Genomic DNA, 20,010 nt, shown 5'->3' on the forward strand with positions numbered 1-20,010 from the left:
GGACTACCACGCGTCTGTACCTATTATCTGCGTTTCACCCTCTAAAAGGGATCACCGGATTATGAAACATTGAATCTTTTTACGTAGACAGACACCTATGTCTATGCAATCGGAAGGCGACCACACCATCTGGATAGAGAAGTACCGGCCCAGACGACTTGATGAGATGGTCGGGCAGAAAGATATCGTGGTGCGCCTCAAGTCCTACGTGAAGACCGGGAACCTGCCGCACCTCCTGTTTGCAGGGAGTGCAGGGGTCGGAAAGACCACCGCCGCCGTGGCGCTCGCCAGGGAGTTTTTCGGAGAGTCCTGGCAGACAAACTTCCGGGAGATGAACGCCTCCGACGAGCGCGGTATCGACGTCGTCAGGAACCAGATAAAGGAATTCGCGCGGACGTCGCCACTTGGCGGTGCGCAGTTCAAGATACTCTTCCTGGACGAGGCGGACGCGTTGACCACTGATGCGCAGGCGGCTCTCAGGAGGACTATGGAGACCTACGCCCGCACGTGCCGGTTCATCCTCTCCTGCAACTACTCCTCAAAGATCATCGACCCCATCCAGAGCAGGTGCGCTATATACCGGTTCAGGCCGCTTGACCGGGAGGCAATCATAGAAGAGATCAGGAGGATTGCTGCGGCCGAGGGGCTCACGGTCTCGGAAGAGGCACTTGACGCCATAGTTTACGTCGCTGCAGGGGATATGAGAAAGGCGATCAATGCTCTTCAGGGCGCTGCCATCATCAGCCCCGAGATCGATGAGAAGATGATCTACTCGATCACCGCGACCGCCAGACCGGATGAGATCGACGAACTCCTGGATCTCTCGATCGCCGGGAGGTTTGATGAGGCCGAGAAAGTTCTCTCCGATCTGACCCGTGTACGTGGCATCGCCCCAAACGAGCTGATCAACCAGTGCTACAGGGCTCTGATCCAGCGCGATATTGACCGGCCGCTCAAAGTGAAACTTATTGACGCCCTCGGCGAGGCCGATTTCCGCCTATCGGAGGGAGCAAACAGCGATATCCAGATGGAAGCGCTGATCGCCCGGTTCGTCCTTGCCGCCCGGGAGCACCGCTGAGGAGGTTTGGTTTTGACCGAGGAGATCAACGTCGAGGTCACCGATAACGTTGGCGAGTGGACGAAAACCCTGAAAAAACAGTATCGCCGGGAGCTTGCCGAGATCTCCCGCGAGTATCCTCACAGGCGTTCGCTTGTCATCGATTACCGCAAGATCCTGAACAACCGGCTTGCTTTTGAACTCCTCCGCAGCCCCGGGAAGGTTATAGGGGATATCAGAGACGCGATAGTCCAGAACAAACTGCTTAAACTCAAGGACAGTCTGGAACCGGATCACCTTAACATCCGGTTCACCAACCTGCCACAGAAGACCAACATCAGGGACATTCGGGCTGACCAGATCAATACATTCGTCAGCATCGAGGGGATTCTCAGAAAGACCACGGAGGTCCGTCCCCGGATTGTAAGTGCGGTCTTCCGGTGCCGCTCCTGCAACAAGCTGACGGATCCGATCCCGCAGGGTTACGGCCGGTTTGATGAGCCTGAATTCTGCCCGAACTGCGAGCGCAAGACACGACTCGATCTTGTCCTCAACCGATGCCGGTTTGTCGACGCCCAGAAGATCAGGATTCAGGAGTCGCCGGAGGGTCTCCGCGGTGGAGAGCAGCCCCAGACGCTCGATATCGACGTCACCGACGACCTCACCGGCCTGGTCACACCGGGTGACCGGGTGGTTGTGAACGGCATCCTGCGGTCGGTGCAGCGGATCAACTACGGCCAGAAGAGCACCCTCTTTGACATCTACCTGGAGGGCAACTCTATAGAGGTCGCCGAGAAGGAGTTTGAGGAGGTTGCGATCACTGAGGAGGACGAGGCGAAGATCATGGCCCTCGCTCGCGACCCAATGATATACAAGAAGATTGTGCGGTCGATCGCACCGACCATCTATGGTTCCGACGACGTGAAGGAGGCGATCGCTCTCCAGCTCTTTGGCGGTATACCGAAGGAGATGCCGGATGGTTCCCGTCTACGCGGTGATATCCATGTCCTGCTGGTCGGAGACCCGGGTATCGCGAAGAGCCAGATACTGAGATACGTTGCAAAACTCTCGCCCCGCGGGATCTATACAAGCGGCAAGTCGTCGACGGCCGCAGGGCTTACGGCGACTGCGATCAAGGACGAGTTCGGAGACGGCCGCTGGACGCTTGAGGCAGGTGCGCTGGTTCTCGCGGATATGGGGATCGCGGCAGTCGACGAGATGGACAAGATGGCAAAAGAGGACAGGAGCGCGTTGCACGAGGCAATGGAGCAGCAATCAGTCTCGGTTGCCAAAGCCGGGATCACAGCGACCCTGAAATGCCGGTGCGCCCTCCTCGGCGCAGCAAACCCAAAACTCGGCCGGTTTGATCAGTTCATCCCGATCGCCGAACAGATCAACATGCCGCCATCGCTCCTCTCCCGGTTTGATCTGATCTTTGTTATGACGGATCAACCGGAGGCCGAACGTGATGCAGCGATAGCCCAGCACATCATCAAGACCCACGCCGTGGGAGAGTTGATCAAGCAGCACGAGCACGAACCCCTGGCGGGTGTTGATGATGATTATATCCGCCGGGCGCTTGAACCGGTCACGCCCGATATCGATCCAGCGCTCCTGCGCAAGTACATCGCATATGCGAAACGAACGTGCTTCCCCATCCTCTCAGACGGGGCGAAGGAAGCGCTTATAGGCTATTACATGCGTCTGCGGAACCTGGCCAGTGGGAACAACAAACCTGTCCCGGTCACTGCCAGACAACTCGAGGCACTGGTGCGACTTGCGGAGGCGAGCGCCCGGATGCGCCTCTCAAACACCATCGATACAGAGGACACCGACCGGATCCTCAAGATCGTGGATGCCTGTCTCAGGCAGGTTGCATACGACGCCGAGAGCGGGAGTTTTGATATCGACAAGCTTGTGACCGGGGTTCCAAAGTCGCAGCGCGATATCATCCGGTCGATAAAGGAGGCGATCCGGAACCTCTCGGGGGAGTCGGATGGCCAGGCGAGGGTCGAGGAGGTCATCGAGATCCTGGTTCAGCAGGGGTTCGCCCGCGACAAGATCGAGTATACGCTGGATCACCTGAAACGGGGCGGCGAGGTGCTCGAACCCCGGCATGGGCTTGTCAAGTTGATAGGGTAAGAAGAAGCAGGTTAAGGGCGGAGTGGGGTGCCATACAACTTTCGCCCCCGTTATGGCTGTTTGTGGGGGTCGGTTGCCGGAGACTTCTGTGCGCTGCATGGTCAGCCTCTGATGAGAATGGTCTCTCGCCGTATGCCATGTCTCCTGTCTTTCAAGACCCCGGCGGGGGTGAACGCGTCGCTTCCGCAATCAACCGACGGGCGTTCAAAGGAGTTTGCGAGGGGTGTTAAACGCCTCCAGTCTCCAAACACGTCTGAGCCCCAGGCGCGCTTGAAAAGAACATATGACCACAGCCAGCCGCAAACCATGCTCTTGCTGCACGGCGGAAACGCTATATGCACAAAGGGTAGATGAAAAACCATGAGTACCAGGTCCGGGCCATTCCCACCGCACATTTTCTCTCAAGGGCAACCACTGCGTTGCCGGCGTCATTCGCCTAAAAACTCGTTGGAGGGGGTTTATTGAAGCAAAGTAGTATCCAGCTGGGGATCCTTGCACTCTCAAGCCTTGCCGCGATTGCTGTCACGATTGTCTGCCTGGTAAGCGATATCACCATCGTATTTCCGCATATCTTCTACATTCCCATCGTCTATGCCGCCTACTACTATCTCCGGCGGGGGGTTGCCATATCTGCCGGGCTTGGAGCGATCTACCTGGCGCTTGTCGCTCTCCTCACCCCGGCAACCCCCGAGATCGTGTTTGCGGCTGTAATCCGGGTAGTGGTCTTCCTTGCCATTGCAGCGATCGTGGCCAACCTTGCCGCCCGCCTTCGTGCAGCGGTCGCCGCCGAGTGTGAGGAGCAGGAGCGTCTCCAGGAACTAAACAGGGAGGTCAGGAGTAGGGAGAGGTGGTATCGGGCGATATACGAGCAGTCGCCGATCGCCATCGGGGTGTATAATGCCGAAGGGAGGCTCACTCATGCCAACCCTGCTGCCCTGGACCTCATGGGTGTGAAGGATCTAGACTCGCTCAGGGGCTTTCCCTTATTCGAAGACCCGAATCTTCCAGAGGACAAGAAGCGACAACTCATGGAGGGGAGAACAACCCACTACCAGGCCCAATTTGATTTCGAGAAAGTCCGGTCCCGTAACCTCTATCCGACCTCACGAAGCGGTGTCATCTGGCTGGATCGCCTCATCACACCGATAAGGGATGATGGTGATTCGATCATCGGTTACCTCGTCCATGCCTATGAGATCACCGAACGCAAGAAGGCGGAAGACGCTCTGAGAGAGAGCGAGGAGATGTTCAGAACCGTCGCTCAGTCGGCGTATGACGCCATAGTCATGATCGATAGCGAGGGTCGTGTGACGTTCTGGAACATGGCGGCGGTGAAGATGTTTGGGTATTCGGAGGAAGAGGCACGCGGGAGACCTGTGCATGACCTCATAGCCCCGGAGTACGTTCAGGAGGCGGCAGAAGCGGGACTTCGTAACTTCGCCATCACCGGGACAGGACCTGTCATCGGCAGGCCGCTTGAGAGGACAGCGCGCAGAAAAGATGGGGGGGTGTTTCCGGTTGAACTCACCATCTCTCCGGTTCTTACCGGCGGGGCATGGCATGCTGTGGCTGTTATCCGGGACGTCAGCGAACGAAAAGAGGCTGAAGCAGCCCTCAGGAAGGCTCACCGGCAGTTGCAGATCCTCACCGGGATCACCCGCCACGATATCTTGAACAGCATCACGGCGGCTGACGGGTATATGGAATTGTACAAGGACGCCGATCCTGCCGACCGTGAGGCATACCTTGAGAAGGTTCACCTGGCCATCCACAAGATCCAGCGCCAGATCGAGTTCACACGCCAGTATGAGGCCATCGGCACGCTGGAACCTGGCTGGCAGAGCCTTGAGACCATCATCCGGGGCCTTGAGGTGCCGCCATCGATCTCACTCCAGACCTCCGGGATCAAACGCGAGATATATGCAGATCCCATGCTAAAGCAGGTCTTTGAGAACCTCCTTGACAACACCCAGAGACATGGCGGTGCAGGCGTCAGCAGGATCACCGTAACTGCTGAGGTATCCGATGGCGACCTTCTGGTGACCTGGGAGGACGACGGCGTGGGTGTTTCAGAGGCGGATAAGAAACGGATATTCGAGCGCGGGTTTGGGAAACACACAGGTTTAGGCCTGTTTCTCTCACGCGAGATCCTGGCGTTGACAGGGATCACAATCACAGAGACCGGCATTCCGGGCAGGGGGGCAAGGTTCGTGATTCGTGTCCCCTACGGGAAATGGCGGGATGCAGAGGAGGAGTGAGAGGTCAGTGAGTAGCAATTGCCCCATGGAAGCCGTGTTCATGGCTGAGACAGGATCTTGATGAGATACCGTGGTGAGGTTCCTTCGCTGGCAGTGTACCGATGGAGAATCACCATTCGGAGTGGATCTGGTGGGAATGGCGGAATGAACTTTCCCTCAGCCCTCCCTTTCCGGTCTCTTCCTTACTCTCCCCGGCGCCCGGTCGTCCCAGGCCGAGACGGGAACTCTCTGCTTGATACACTCCTGCGCTGGACTGTGCCATTTAAGCCAGAAACAGGTATTGGTGTCCCGGCCGATGAGAGTATATGACGCGAGCCCCGATGAGACGGCGCGATCAGATCTATCAAAAGGAGTTTGATCCCCGGCACCAGGGGGGATCAACCACATCCTGGAAAATCCCCGGTGAAGACGAGGACAAACACTTTTAATTTTTTATACTGAGAGATTCTGGTATGCACACCGAGGCCCAAGAAGGATCCGCCGAGATCCTGCTAACCGCTCCTCTACCTGGAAACCCTGAGATGGCAGCGGAGATGGCGATACCCGCAGGGGCCAATGAACCGGGGCCGGAGAGACGGTGTGCATCCCCACTTTTTCCTTACGTCTTGTTATGCACAATCGTGATAACCACATTCATTCTACTCATCTCCACGGCCGTTATACTCGAGATTGCCGTGACGACTAGCTCTGTATTCCCGGCGGTCTGCCTGCCGGGTCTCCTCAGGTCTGGCGCATCCTCGCGCATAAAGCGCTGGTTAAAGAGAGGTTCAAAAGAGAGCGAAAGCGAAGAAGAAAAAACCCAACCCCCAGCGAATGCTCCTGGTGGTGAGGAGTCCTCGACCGACAGGGAGACCGAACTCAATCAGGACGATCTTTTCTTCCCCGAAGAGATTGAGATCGAATGGCCAGAGGAAGATCTGGAAGAGTTCGAGCCCCTTACTAAGGCGAATCCCGTGGAAGGAGAGGCCTCTCCCAATGAACTCTCCATAGAGGCTTCAAACAGCGGTATCGCGGATGAAACCTCCACTTCTCGCTCTGAATCGCTCAGCGATGAGGAACTCATGCGGATGCTCGGATTTGAGGATGACGATGTCGGGTCTACGTTTTATAGCCCCGGACCAGACGAGATCAGCCTCCAGGAAGACCGCCCGATAGCGTCGCTCATCGAGGACCTGATGAGTAACGATGGCGTGGTCAGGCGGCGTGCCTCCGAGGCCATCGCAGAACACGGTGCGGACGCCGTAGACCCGCTCGTTCACGCACTTGCGCACGCTGACGAGGCCAGACGGTGGCGTATCGCCGATGCCCTTGTCATGATCGGGGAGGAGGCGATCCCCGCGCTGATCGCCGCTCTCGGAGACGAGGAAACCCGGATGGGGGCGGCGACCACACTTGTGCGCATGGCGGGTCCTGCCGTGCCACCCCTCATTCAGGCGCTTGCCGATGAGGATGAAGAGGTGCAGTTCGGGGTTCGCTACGCCCTCCGTGAGATTGGCGACGAGGCGCTCCCATCCCTTATTGAGGCACTCGATGCGCCCGAGCGGCGCGTCAGGAACTCTGCCGCCACCATACTCCGCGAACTCGGTTGGGTACCACCCGACACCGCCAAATCGATCCGCTACCTCATCGCCAGCGAGGCGTGGCTGGATCTTGCGGCTTATGGTGAGACCGCAGTCGAACCCCTCATTCAGATCCTGAGATCTCGCGATAAAGAGATCTGGTGGAACGCTGCCCGTACGCTCGGAGAGATCGGCGAGACCGCAATTGAACCTCTGATCGATCTGATGCAGGAGGCAGGCGATGAGGTTCGGCCGCTTGCTGCCATGGCCCTCGCAGAGATCGGGGCAGCAGCTGTCGTTCCGCTCATACGGCTGCTGGAGAACCCGGAACTCCGCAACAGTGTGGCAGATGCACTGGCACGAATCGGTGAACCTGCGGCGGAGGCGTGCATCCAGGCCTTGAACACAACCGATAGAGAGGTAGAAGTGGTGCTCCATGGTGTCCTCTGTGCAATCGGTGATCCTGCAATTCCAGCCCTGATCCAGGTCCTCATCTCCGGGCCGCAACGGTTGCGGTCGCGCGTGGCCGATATCCTGAGTGAGATGGGCTGGGAACCATGGAGTGATACCGAACGGGCATGCTACCTGATCGCCCGGGAGGAGTGGACAGAGGTCGCCCTGATGGGCGACGCAGGTGTTGACATCCTTATCGGGGCACTCAACGATGATGATAACCGCGTGCGTCGCGAGGCCGCGGCTACCCTCGGGGAGATCGGTGATCCGGCGGCTGTGGCCCCGCTCGTGACCGCCCTTGCCTGGAAGAGCGTTGGTCCTGCGGCGGCAGAGGCACTGGTTGCCATCGGAGAACCGGCCGTGGCTCCTGTTCTTGCGCTGCTCGAGGAGGGTAGCAGCGAGACCGCAATGGAGAATGCGGTTGAGGTGCTCGGCAGGCTCGGCGTGACGGCGGCCGTCCCACGCCTTATCGAGTTCCTCAGAAGAGGTGGAGATCGTCTCCATCGAAAGGCCGTCGATGCCCTGATCGGCATCGGTGCACCGGCGGTAGATGCACTCATCCCCCTCCTCGACGAGGAGGGAGATGCGCAGGCGGGCGCGCTGGCCGCACTGACCGGGATCGGTGACCCTGCAATTCCCTCTCTAATAAAGACCCTCAGCGACGAAAACTCCGCCATCAGGCTTGGAGTGGCAGGGGTTCTTGATAGGCTTGGCTGGGAGCCCGCCGATCTGGAAGAGAAGATCGCCTGGTTGATCGCACTGCGGAGGTGGCGGGACCTCGCTGAGATCGGCGGCCCCGCACTCGAGCACCTGGTGGCAAGGCTTGGTGACACGGATGCTGCGGTGCAGGCCGCCGTGATGGAGGTTCTGATCGATATAGGGACTCCTGCGGTTCTCCCACTGGTCTCTGTGCTCGATGAGGATAGACTCGGTGGACCGGCCGAAGATGTACTGGTTCAACTCGGTTACGTAGCAGTGGATATGCTGATCGAAGCCCTGCACCGGCCGCAGATCCGTGAGAAGGCTGCACGAGTGCTCGTTCGGATCGGCGCCCCTGCCACGGGAGCGCTCATCCTGGCCCTTGCGGATCCAGATATCGGTGATACAGTTGCCGGGATCCTTGAAGTGATAGGTGAGCCTGCCATAGATGCGCTCCTCGCAGCGCTCGGGCACAACAATGCCCGTGTCAGGGAACGAGCCCTGATGGTTCTTGCCACGCTGGGTGAATCGGCCGCACCCGGGCTAATAGGGGCGCTGGCTCACCCTGATGACGGCGTCAGGCTTGGAGCGATCGACGCCCTCACCCGCATCGGGAGGCCAATTACGCCACTTATAACAGAATCCCTCAACGACGAGCGTTACATGGTCCGGCTTGGGGCTGCGGAGGTGCTCGATCGGATCGGCTGGAAACCTGAGACCGAGGAGGAGACCATCCGCTACCTGATCGCAAAAGAACAGTGGGCTTCGGTTGCCGCGATCGGGGCCGCCGCTGTCGAACCCCTGATCCGGATGCTCAACGATCCTGACAGCGGGATCCAGAGGGGTGCAGCGCATGCACTAGGTGTGATCGGAGCACCTGCTGTAATGAGACTGATCCGGGAACTCCAGACCGAACAGGAAGCGGCGCAGAGAAAGGCGATCGAGGCTCTCAAGATGGTGGGCGAGCCTGCTGTTCTGCCGCTTATCGAGGCGTTCCAGGACAGTGACTGGCGGATCAGGCTTGGAGCAGCGCGGGCGCTTGTCGAGATTGGGAGTCCGGCGGTTGAGCCCTTGATCCGGGCGCTCCGCACCGCCCCGTTGCCGATCCGCTCGGGAGCGGCCGCAACACTTGGTAAGATCGGAAACCCTGCGGCTATAGAACCTCTGATCGATGCGCTTCTTCTGGACGACCCGCGTCTCTGGCGTGTTGTGGTGCGGGCGCTCGGACTGATGGGTGAACCTGCTGTTTTGCCTCTCCTCCGTGTTCTGAGAGAGGGCAGCGAGGCATCACGTAAGAGCTCAGTGGAGGCGCTGGTGATGATAGGGGAGCCTGCTGCACGCATTCTCCCCTCTGCACTTACTGATACGCATTTCCGTGTCAGGGCCGGGGTGGCTGATGCCCTGGACCGCCTGGGCTGGTCCCCTGCGAAGGGAGAGGAGACGGCAGTCTACCTGATAGCAAAGGAGCGCTGGAGCGATCTTGTCAGGATGAGGGCCGTCGCAGTCGAACCTCTGATAACCGTCCTGGAAGACCACGATGATAGCATCCGGCGGCGGGCAGCGATGACTCTCGGTGAGATCGGCGACCCGCGTGCGGTGCGAGGTCTCATAAATCTGCTCCACGACGATTATTACAGCGTTCGTCGGGAGGCGGCATCGGCGCTAATTGCCATCGGTGCCCCTGCGATGGAGGAGGTTATCGCCGCTCTGGAGGATCAGGACGGCGACGTCCGTAAACGTGCGGCGGATGTCCTGGCCGAGATCGGGGATAGGCGGGCGGTCTCGCCACTCGAAGCCCTCCTTGACGATGAAGACTGGTACGCCAGGAAGGCCGCCGAGGATGCACTGGCAAGGATCAGGGAACGTGGCGGCTGAACGAAGGGCCCACCCTTCAGGCACAGAAGAGGGTTTGGACCAGAGATGTAATTTCAGGGTTTTTCTCGTCCGGGGCATGACACCGGAGACGTGTTTTCGAGCGGAACTCCGTGAAGGGCCAATGTTTTATTATATTGCAGCGCGCTATATATGGGTGGATAAAGCGAGGGTTGCCAAGCCAGGTCAAAGGCGCCAGGTTGAGGGCCTGGTCTCGTAGGAGTTCGTGAGTTCAAATCTCACCCCTCGCATTGGCAGTTTTCCGTTTTCCATCACTGAGATCGATCTTTCGTGCAATTGCCAGGTAAACAGACGTGTGACTTTTCGTAAACACAACCTTCAAATTGACCAAAAGACCACATAAATTGCGTATTCAATGGGTTACAGTGTCAAACCTCTAGCCCGGAGGAGGACATATCCAGCGATGCTCACTGACCGGGAACGGGAACGCTACCGCCGGCAGATAGCGCTCTTCGGGGAAGAGGCACAGGAGCGGCTTGCAACCGCCAGGCTCGCCATAGTGGGTGCCGGAGGGCTCGGTTGCCCGATTGCGCTTTACCTCGCTGCTGCCGGAGTGGGGGAGATCCGGCTGATCGACGGTGATCTGGTGGACCTGACCAACCTGAACAGGCAGGTGCTCCACACCGAGAGCGATATCGGCCGGCCAAAGGTCGAGTCGGCGGCAGCGAAACTCCAGGCACAGAACCCGGATGTAAGGGTCACCCCGATCCAGGCTACCATGGACGAGGGGAACGCCCCCGGTCTTCTTGCCGGGGTCGATCTCATCATCGACGCCGCCGACAACTTCCTGGTGCGCTACACCCTGAACCGGGCGGCGATCAGGGAAGGTGTCCCGCTCATCCACGGGGCGGTCAGCGGGTTCGACGGTCAGGCGACAACGATCGTCCCGCGACGGACGGCCTGCCTGGAATGCATATTCCCGGTGGCTCCACCCCGTGAGGAGATGATCCCGGTCGTCGGGACAACAGCGGGGGTCGTCGGTCTTGTCCAGGCAAACGAGGCTATAAAGTATATCACCGGCAGTGGTGAACTCCTTGAGAACAGACTCCTTATCTGGGACGGTCGGGCCGGGACGATGACAACCCTGACCGTAGAGCGGCAGGAGGACTGCAACGCCTGCGGGGCAGCAGGTGACGGAAAGGCATGAAAGTCCTGCAAAAGGAGTTTGCCCGGGTCTGCGATGCGATGAACCGGGCCTGCCTTTGGCGGTCGAAGACCCCTCAAAACGGGCGGCAAGTGCACTCTTAGAACTGAACGGCATCCTCCGAACAACGGCGAAGAGGGAGACGTAGCCTCCTCCCGGAGTTGCTGGAAGGGTGGATGAGAGAGGAGACGAGTATGATCAGCGTAACAGAAGAGGATTTCGATATAAACACCGTGATTGAGCAGGTGAAGAGACCTGATCTCGGCGCTATCGTTACCTTCCTTGGTACCGTCAGGGCCGATGAAGGGGTGGAGGTGATGGAGATCGAGGCATACCAGGAAGTCGCGGTGAGAGAACTTGAAACGATCAGGGATGAGGCGTTCCAGAGATTCCCGATAGCGACCGTCTGGATCATCCACCGGGTTGGACAACTCCGGGTTGGGGAGAACATCCTCCTCATAGTCGTCGGCGCCGGGCACCGGCAGGAGGCTTTTGCAGCCTGCGAATACATTATAGATCGAATAAAGCAGAGCGTGCCGATCTGGAAGAAAGAGATCGGAGAGGGTGGTGAACGGTGGGTGCCTGGAGAGGGTTCAGGAGGCGAGGCATGATCAGGCTCCAGTCCTGCCGCAAGTCCTACTCCAGAGAGACCCAGCGCGCGGTTCCGCCCGAGGAAACGCTACGCCGTGCACGTGAGAGGCTGCCGGCGGCCGGGATAACCAGGGTTGCAGACATAACGAACCTTGACCGGATCGGTATCCCGGTATTCTCAAGCATCCGGCCAACCGCCGAGTCGGGGGCGATATCGGTCTACAACGGCAAAGGTGCCACCCCCATCGAGGCCGAGGTCTCGGCCATGATGGAGGGGATCGAGCGCTACTCGGCGGAGATAGGTGACCGGGAGGTCATCATGCGGCGCTACAGTGAGGTTTCGGCAGAGTATAAAGCGCTCGATCCCGTCGACCTGATCCTCCCAGATCGCGTCCCTCCAGATCTGGTGATCCCCTGGGTATGGGGCTACGATATCGTGCAGGAAGAGGAGATCCTTGTCCCGACTCACGCGGTCTTCCACCCCCTACCGGTAACCATGGGTGGTCTCTTCCGGACGAACACCAATGGACTGGCCTCGGGCAACACCCTCGAAGAGGCGATCTTCCACGCCCTGATGGAGGTTGTTGAGCGGGACGCCTGGTCGCTCGTGGAGGTGACCCGGAATACCGGTCCACGGATCGATGGGATCGAGGACGGGCTTGCTGCCGACCTGCTCGCAAAGTTTGAGGCCGCCGGGGTAGAGGTCACGCTCAAGGATATCACAAGCGATATAGGAATCCCAACCGTTGCCGCGGTTGCCGATGACATTGTCCTCAGAGACCCGACACTGCTCACGATCGGGATGGGGTCGCATACAAACGCCGGGATCGCCGTCCTCCGGGCACTCACAGAGGTTGCACAGAGCCGGTTGACCCAGATCCACGGCGCCAGGGAGGATACTGATACAGCGGATGTCAGGAAACGGATCGGCTATGAACGGACGAAACGGCTGAACCGGCACTGGTTCGCAGATTCAGAGACCGTATCTTTCGCTGACCTGCCGTCGTTTGACAGCGACGATTTCCTGACCGACATCCAGCATGTCATCGACCGACTCAGAATGGCAGGGCTCTCGCGAGTGATCGTGGTCGACCTCACCAGACCAGAGATCGGGATCCCGGTTGTCCGGGTTATCGTGCCCGGTCTGGAGATGTACGCGATGGACCAGGACCGGATGGGCAGGAGGTGCCTCGATGCACGGCGTAGTCGTCTTTCTGGGTCCCAGTTGTGACATTGCAACCGCCAGCCAGATCCTGGACGCCGATTACCGACCCCCGGCTAAACGGGGTGACATCATCCGGGCCACCGAGGAGGGTGCCAGGATTATCGGGCTGATCGATGGCGTCTTCTTTCAGGACTCTGCCGTCGCCCACCGTGAGATCCTTGCCGCGCTGAGGGCAGGGGTGCGGGTCGTCGGTGCCTCAAGCATGGGAGCGCTCCGTGCGGCGGAACTCGACAGCCTCGGAATGGAAGGGGTCGGCGAGATCTACCGCGCCTATCGTGAAGGGAGGCTTGTTGCTGACGACGAGGTCGCGCTCCTCTTTGATCCTGAGACTTTTGTGGCGATCTCAGAGCCTCTTGTGAACATTCGGGCAACCGTTCAAAGTGCGATCGGTTGCGGTGTGATCGGCACCGATACTGGCAGGACGCTGATAGAGGCCGCCAGAAAACTCTACTTCCCCGAGAGGACATACGATGCGGTTGCCACCGCGGCAGAGGGCAAGGTTGATCCAGCAGAGATTGCACGCTTTCTGGTATTCGTCAGGGAACATTCTGTCGACCAGAAACGTAAGGACGCGCTGCTCGCGCTTGAGTATATCAGGAATATCATCAGCGAACCATGAAAGTCCTGTCTCTAAAATAACGCGATTTTTTGCCCCTGAAATTGGTATAACTGTAAAATGCCGCCATATCACGGTCGTCTTACTTCAGGGTATGTGGCAGGGCAGGGGGCAGTCCCTGAGTTGTCCGGCCAAAATTTGTTTGATGATATAGCATAGTATGGTGGACGTGCAGAGGGGCAGGGGAGGTTCTCACCAGACGTGGCGCCCAACCCGGTTGTTAGTATGAAATTTATCTTATATATTTTTTACCTTATATGATGAACTTATGAAAACGTAGTACAACTGCCCCCGGGGCCTCTCTCCCGTTCCTGATGTTGCCAGATGAAACCAGCGTATTGCCACCAGGTTTTTCACCCCTGAAAGCCTTCACTTCAGAGGTGATGTTATGGCGATTGATTGGTACAACGAGTTCGTTGATCTCGACCATACCCCCGGCCCGGACGAACTTGTAGCACTCTACTACTTCGAACCCGCCGAAGGGATCAGCAAGGATGAGGCGGTTGGCCGTATTGCCTCGGAGAGCTCGACCGGGACCTGGACAACGCTCTTTACCATGCCACCGAGGATGCGTGACCTCCAGGCTAAGGCCTTTGAGATCGAGGGGAACTACGTGAAGATAGCATACCCTCTTGATCTCTGGGAAGAGGGGAACGCCACCCAGCTCCTGAGCGGCATCGCCGGGAACATCTTTGGCATGAAGGCGTTGAACCGCCTCAGGTTGATAGACGCCACGCTTCCGGCAGGCTACATCCGACACTTCAAGGGGCCGCACTTCGGTATCGAGGGGATCCGTGACATGATGCGCGTCAACGGCCGGCCGCTCACAGGCGCCGTCCCTAAGCCGAAAGTGGGGTTTACCGCAAAGGAGCACGCCGAGGTTGGTTACGAGACCTGGATGGGCGGGTTTGATTTTGTCAAAGACGATGAGAACCTGACGTCCCAGTCATTTAACCGGTTTGAGGACCGCGTCCGTGAAATGACGGTGATGAGGGATCGCGCTGAGCAGGAGACCGGTGAGGTGAAGTCTGCGCTCATTAACATCACGGCCGATACCGAGACGATGAAGACGCGGGCGGAGATGCTTGCGGACTACGGATGGAACTACGCGATGATCGATGTCGTTGTGGCGGGGACGGCCGCGGTCACAACACTCCGGGATTACTGCTCCGACCTGGGGCTTGCAATTCACGCTCACCGCGCGATGCACGCAGCCTTCGATCGGGACGAACGGCACGGGATCACTATGCAGTTCCTGGCGAAGTTGATGCGGCTGATCGGCGTTACACAGATCCACACCGGGACCGCCGTAGGTAAACTGGTCGGCACAAGGGCCGAGGCCACGTTGCTTGCAGATATGCTCCGGGAACGGCACATGAACGCCCTCCCCCACATGGCCCTCGACCAGGACTGGGGAGAGATCAAGAGCGCCTTCCCGGTCTCGTCGGGTGGTCTCCACCCCGGACTCGTCCCGGACGTCCTTGATATCTACGGAACCGACCTCGTCCTCCTGGTGAGTGGAGGAATTCACGGCCACCCTGAAGGGACCAGGGCCGGTGCGAGGGCCGTCATGCAGGCGATCGAAGCATGGCAGGAAGGCGATAGCCTCGACGATAAGGCAAAACAGGCCCCTGAACTCAAGAAAGCCCTGGAGAAGTGGGGTTATTACAAGCCGAAGTGACCGCGTCAGAGCCTGAATAGCGGGCAGATACCGGTAGTCAGATCAGGGCGTGTTGAGGGTTTTCCGGGTGTGGCTGGCGCGATACCTGAAACGAGGTGATATCTGTGTTCACCGGATGCTGCGAAGGGATGGAAGGTCGTCACACCCTGACCGGCCCCCTCGCCAGGGGATCTGGAAGCACCGGGCGATAGGGCACCAAAGGTTTTGAGACACTATCGCGACATCAACGTTGCACCATCTTTGCGAGCCTCGCGAGTCCCTCCCGGAACTCATCGATGTAGACCTGCATCGAGAGACTCCCCTCCGGGAACGGACAGTCGATATCGTAGAGCCGCTCTATCATCGGGTCGGAGGGGAGCAGGTCGACGGCGATCCCGCTCTCTTTTGATGCCTCGACCATTGCCTTCCTGAACGGCCCGATGCAGTATGCAAGTCGGTACCGGTAGGTCTCCCGGGTCTTCTCCAGGTAGCCCTTCAACCTATAGACCTCTATACGATGAAAATCGCGCCTGACCCGCTCGTCCGTTGTCCTGCCGAGCATGTAGTGGTAGTTACAGAACGGGTACATGCACTCGAGCTCCGCAGGAACCGTCCCGCAGGTGCCAAAGATGACAATATGGTAGTCCGCGGGGTCGAGGAGATCATCGATGATCCGACGGAATAGTTTGTGACTCGGGCTCTGGCTGTAGGGCTTACGCACCGCACAGGGGAGAAAGAGGGCGATCTCTCTTGGCGCCACCAGATACTCATCAATGATAAACCGATACGCTTCCTCAAACTCCCTGCGGTAGAAAGGCGGGTCGAATATCTCTATCTGGTTTCCATGCCGATCATGCACAACCTCGACCACCCGTGGCCCGGTCTCCGCACGCTGTAGCACCCGATCGTCCTGCATGACTGGAGATTACCCTCTGAACTGGATAGAAGTTTGATCCAGGAAGAGAAAAAGTCCTCCCGTTATGCTGCTGTAAATATCTCCGGACAGGAGGGTATAAAAGTAATCTGGAAAGGCGCATTCCTCCCACCTGGCGGTAATTACGTGCACCGATCTGCAGCATAGCCAGATTAAGAGGGTGACCCGGTTCCGGAGTGAGAATGGCAAAAGATTTAACCGTTCAATATCCTATATTGCAACGTTCGAATAAACGCGAACGGACTCTGCTTTCGCAGAGGATCATGGAGGTAGAGATATGAAATCAGAGGATTTTGAGAAGATCATTAGCAGTGCCATAGACAGCGAAGTGGAATCGTACACCTTCTACAAATCGGTTGCCGATAAGGCGAAAGACAAAAGCCTGAAGACCATCTTCCTCGACCTTGCCGAGGACGAGAAGAGCCACCGCGAGTACCTGCAGCGGGTGCTTACCCGCGGGCCAAAGGAGATGCACTTCAAAGCGGCTCCCGACTACAAGGTCACCGACGCTCTCGACGAGCCCGAACTCTCCGTCGACATGAAGCCGCTCGACGGTCTGCTCCTCGCTATCAAGAAAGAATTACAGGCTGCACAGATGTACAGCCGGCTGGCAAGGGTCTCTGCAGACGCAGAGCAGAAGATGGTCTTTGAACAACTCGCCAACATGGAGAAGGGACACAAAGCCCGACTCGAGGACATCTACACAAACATGGCATATCCCGAGGCGTGGTGATAGGTACCACCACCTCACACAACAACTTTTACTCGCGCTCAAACTGCCGTGACAGAGGCGGTCGGAACATCCGATGCCGTCCGGCCATCACCCTCCCTCTTGTTTTTGACATTTAAATCTTCCTATTGGCAAATGGCTATGAGGAAGTAAGGCAAAAATATCTGGATACCCAAATGAAGAAGATCATCATCAGGGGAGCACGGGAACACAACCTCAGCAATATCAACGTCGAACTCCCGCGCGACCGACTTATCGTCCTTACAGGTGTATCCGGTTCAGGAAAATCCACGCTCGCCTTTGACACCATCTACGCCGAGGGGCAGCGGCGCTACGTCGAATCACTATCCGCTTACGCCCGACAGTTCCTGGGTCTGATGCAGAAACCCGACGTCGACAGCATCGAAGGGCTCTCTCCTGCCATATCCATCGAACAGAAGACCACATCAAAGAATCCGCGGAGCACCGTCGGCACCGTCACCGAAGTCTACGACTACCTCCGGCTTCTCTTCGCCAGGGTTGGCAAACCCTTCTGTCCGGTGCACCAGATCCCAATCGAGGCGCAGTCGCCTGAGAAGATCGCCGCCAGGATCGCCTCAATAATGACCGGGACGGTCACCATCCTTGCCCCGATAGTCCGGCAGAAGAAGGGGACATACCAGCAGGTCTTCCGCGACCTCAACCGTGAAGGTTATGCCCGCGTACGCGTGAACGGCGAGATCCGGCGGACAGACGAGGAGATCACCCTGGAGCGTTACCGCAAACACGATATCGAGGTTGTCATCGACCGCCTATCCGTAGATGAGCGCTCAAGACTTGCCGAGGCCGTCGAGAACGCTCTTGAAAAGTCCGGAGGACTGGTCATCGCAGTCGATAACGAAGGACACGAGGAGACCTGTTCCTCACTCATGGCCTGCCCGGTCTGCGGAACGGCGTTTGAAGAACTCCAGCCCCGGATGTTCTCCTTCAACAGCCCTTTCGGTGCCTGCGAAGAGTGTAACGGCCTCGGGATCCGGATGGAGTTTGACCCCGATCTGATAATACCTGACAGGAACAAGAGCATCGCCGAGGGCGCCGTCGCTCTCTACAGGAACTATGTTGACGGCTACCGGGTGCACCACCTCGCTGCGGTGGCCGATCGATACGGATTCTCCCTCCTGACACCGATAAAGGATCTTACCGAGCAGCAGTATCAGGCACTTATGTATGGCTCGAACGAACGACTCCGGTTCTCGGTGAAGGCAAGGAACGGCGACTCCTCATGGTCACATACCGGGAGATGGGAGGGGCTTGTGCCCCAGGCAGAACGGCTTCACAGCCAGACGAGATCAGATTACCGCCGCCGGGAACTTGAGAAGTTCATGCGCGTCCTTCCATGCCCCAAATGCGGCGGCCGGAGGCTCAAGGATAAAGTACTCGCCGTGAAGGTCGCCGGGAAGTCTATCGTCGATGTCACCGACCTCTCCATAACCGAAGCGCTTTCGTTCTTCAGGACGCTGGAACTCACCGAGACCGAGCGCGAGATCGCAAAACAGGTTCTCAAGGAGATCATCACCCGTCTCGAGTTTCTGGAGCAGGTAGGTGTCGGTTACCTGACGCTTTCGCGGGGCACCGGGAGCCTCTCCGGCGGCGAGGCACAACGGATACGTCTGGCAACCCAGATCGGATCAAACCTCACGGGCGTCCTTTACGTCCTGGATGAGCCCTCAATAGGGCTGCACCAGCGCGACAACAGGAAACTGCTCGACACCCTCCGAAACCTCCGCGACCTCGGCAACACACTGATCGTGGTGGAGCACGATGAGGAGACCATCCGGAGCGCCGACTGGGTGGTGGACATGGGACCTGGAGCGGGGCTCCACGGCGGCGAAATAGTCGCGGAAGGCCCACCCGAAGTCATCGCAGCAAATCCCGGTTCGCTCACAGGAAGGTACCTTGCGGGCGATCTGAAGATCGAAGTTCCCGCCAGGCGCAGAAGGAGCGATCGGTTCATCCGGCTCACAGGTTGCCGGGCAAACAATCTCAAGAACATCGATGCCAGGATCCCGATCGGCGTCCTGACGGTTGTAACCGGTGTCTCGGGTTCGGGGAAGTCAACACTCATCTACGACACACTCTACCGCGCACTGATGCAGCGACTCCATAACTCACGCGAACCCGCCGGCGAGTTTGATACCCTCACATTCGACGAAGAGATCGACAAGGTGATAGTCATCGACCAGAGCCCCATCGGCCGGACACCGCGCTCGAACCCGGCAACTTACACCAAGGTCTTTGACGAGATCAGGAAGGTCTTTGCCGGAACAAAAGAGGCAAAAGTCCGTGGCTACAACGCCGGGCGGTTCTCGTTCAATGTGCGCGGCGGGCGGTGTGAAGCCTGCCAGGGAGAGGGGCTCATCAAGATTGAGATGAACTTTCTCCCTGACGTCTACGTCGAGTGCGAGGAGTGCCGGGGAGCGCGTTACAACCGCGAAACACTTGAGGTGAAGTACAGGGGCAAATCAATCGCCGATGTCCTCGATATGAGCGTCGAGGAGGCGCTGGTCCTCTTTGAGAACGTCCCCTCTATCAGGAACAAACTCGAGACGCTCTCACGTGTGGGGCTTGGCTACATCAAGCTCGGCCAGAGTTCCACAACCCTCTCTGGCGGCGAAGCGCAGCGGATAAAGCTGACCCGTGAACTCTCGAAGCGGGCGACGGGAAAGACGCTCTACCTCCTCGACGAACCTACGACGGGGCTGCACTTCCATGACGTGAAGAACCTGATCGCCGTCCTGGACGATCTTGTGGCGCGGGGGAACACCATGGTCGTGATCGAGCATAACCTGGATGTCATAAAGTCGGCCGACTACATCATCGACCTGGGGCCAGAAGGCGGGGACGCAGGCGGCGAGGTCATAGCGACGGGAACCCCCGAAGAGGTCGCGGAAGTTGAGGGGAGCCACACCGGAGCGTTCTTGAAAAAGATCCTGAAACCATGAGAGATAAAGCACCGGCTGCGATTCAGTTGCAACACCCCCTCCGAGACACATGTCTACAAAGACTTTAT

Annotated in this window: 12 protein-coding genes and 1 tRNA gene; 12 read left to right on the forward strand and 1 reads right to left on the reverse strand. The window is 58.3% G+C overall.

All coding sequences use genetic code 11. From position 1 onward, the window contains the following. Positions 1 to 103 precede the first annotated feature (103 nt). From QMC91_RS02355 to rbcL, 10 genes are all read left to right on the forward strand, one after another. Positions 104 to 1,078 carry a replication factor C small subunit gene (locus QMC91_RS02355; RefSeq protein ID WP_300234782.1) on the forward strand — a complete coding sequence of 325 codons (975 nt, stop codon included), beginning with the start codon at positions 104 to 106 and terminating at the stop codon, positions 1,076 to 1,078. A gap of 12 nt (positions 1,079 to 1,090) precedes the next feature. Next, on the forward strand, positions 1,091 to 3,199 hold the full coding sequence (locus tag QMC91_RS02360) for a minichromosome maintenance protein MCM (protein ID WP_300234785.1): 2,109 nt from the start codon (positions 1,091 to 1,093) through the stop codon (positions 3,197 to 3,199). A gap of 461 nt (positions 3,200 to 3,660) precedes the next feature. After that, positions 3,661 to 5,457, forward strand: coding sequence for a PAS domain S-box protein (locus QMC91_RS02365; RefSeq protein ID WP_300234788.1), 1,797 nt, complete (start codon positions 3,661 to 3,663; stop codon positions 5,455 to 5,457). Between the two features lie 452 nt (positions 5,458 to 5,909). Then, positions 5,910 to 10,043, forward strand: coding sequence for a HEAT repeat domain-containing protein (locus QMC91_RS02370; protein ID WP_300234791.1), 4,134 nt, complete (start codon positions 5,910 to 5,912; stop codon positions 10,041 to 10,043). Positions 10,044 to 10,206: 163 nt separating this feature from the next. Then, positions 10,207 to 10,291, forward strand: a tRNA-Leu gene (locus tag QMC91_RS02375). A 173-nt stretch (positions 10,292 to 10,464) separates the two neighbouring features. Then, a complete protein-coding gene (locus tag QMC91_RS02380) occupies positions 10,465 to 11,208 on the forward strand; it encodes a HesA/MoeB/ThiF family protein (protein ID WP_300234794.1) in 744 nt (247 codons plus the stop codon). 191 nt (positions 11,209 to 11,399) lie between these two features. Beyond that, complete coding sequence (locus QMC91_RS02385) at positions 11,400 to 11,816, forward strand: molybdenum cofactor biosynthesis protein MoaE (RefSeq protein ID WP_300234797.1); 417 nt, start codon at positions 11,400 to 11,402, stop codon at positions 11,814 to 11,816. Then, positions 11,813 to 13,027, forward strand: a complete 1,215-nt coding sequence (locus tag QMC91_RS02390; RefSeq protein ID WP_300234800.1) for a YcaO-related McrA-glycine thioamidation protein — start codon at positions 11,813 to 11,815, stop codon at positions 13,025 to 13,027. Before QMC91_RS02385 ends, QMC91_RS02390 begins: the two co-directional genes overlap by 4 nt. Beyond that, positions 12,990 to 13,640 carry a TfuA-related McrA-glycine thioamidation protein gene (locus tag QMC91_RS02395; protein ID WP_300234803.1) on the forward strand — a complete coding sequence of 217 codons (651 nt, stop codon included), beginning with the start codon at positions 12,990 to 12,992 and terminating at the stop codon, positions 13,638 to 13,640. Before QMC91_RS02390 ends, QMC91_RS02395 begins: the two co-directional genes overlap by 38 nt. Before the next feature lie 385 nt (positions 13,641 to 14,025). Beyond that, a complete protein-coding gene (gene rbcL, locus QMC91_RS02400) occupies positions 14,026 to 15,318 on the forward strand; it encodes a type III ribulose-bisphosphate carboxylase (protein ID WP_300234806.1) in 1,293 nt (430 codons plus the stop codon). Positions 15,319 to 15,541: 223 nt separating this feature from the next. Here the strand turns inward: rbcL and QMC91_RS02405 are convergent, their stop codons facing one another. Then, on the reverse strand, positions 15,542 to 16,213 hold the full coding sequence (locus QMC91_RS02405; RefSeq protein ID WP_300234809.1) for a DUF5591 domain-containing protein: 672 nt from the start codon (positions 16,211 to 16,213) through the stop codon (positions 15,542 to 15,544). Between the two features lie 295 nt (positions 16,214 to 16,508). On the opposite strand from QMC91_RS02405, the gene QMC91_RS02410 reads away from it, so the two are divergent. Both QMC91_RS02410 and uvrA read left to right on the forward strand, forming a co-directional pair. Next, positions 16,509 to 16,964, forward strand: a complete 456-nt coding sequence (locus QMC91_RS02410) for a ferritin family protein (protein ID WP_300234812.1) — start codon at positions 16,509 to 16,511, stop codon at positions 16,962 to 16,964. A gap of 173 nt (positions 16,965 to 17,137) precedes the next feature. Continuing rightward, positions 17,138 to 19,942: an excinuclease ABC subunit UvrA gene (uvrA, locus tag QMC91_RS02415; RefSeq protein ID WP_300234815.1), complete on the forward strand. Its 2,805-nt coding sequence runs from the start codon at positions 17,138 to 17,140 to the stop codon at positions 19,940 to 19,942. The last annotated feature ends 68 nt before the right edge of the window (positions 19,943 to 20,010 follow it).

The organism is Methanoculleus sp. (genome assembly GCF_030019085.1).
Taxonomy (GTDB): Archaea; Halobacteriota; Methanomicrobia; order Methanomicrobiales; family Methanoculleaceae; genus Methanoculleus.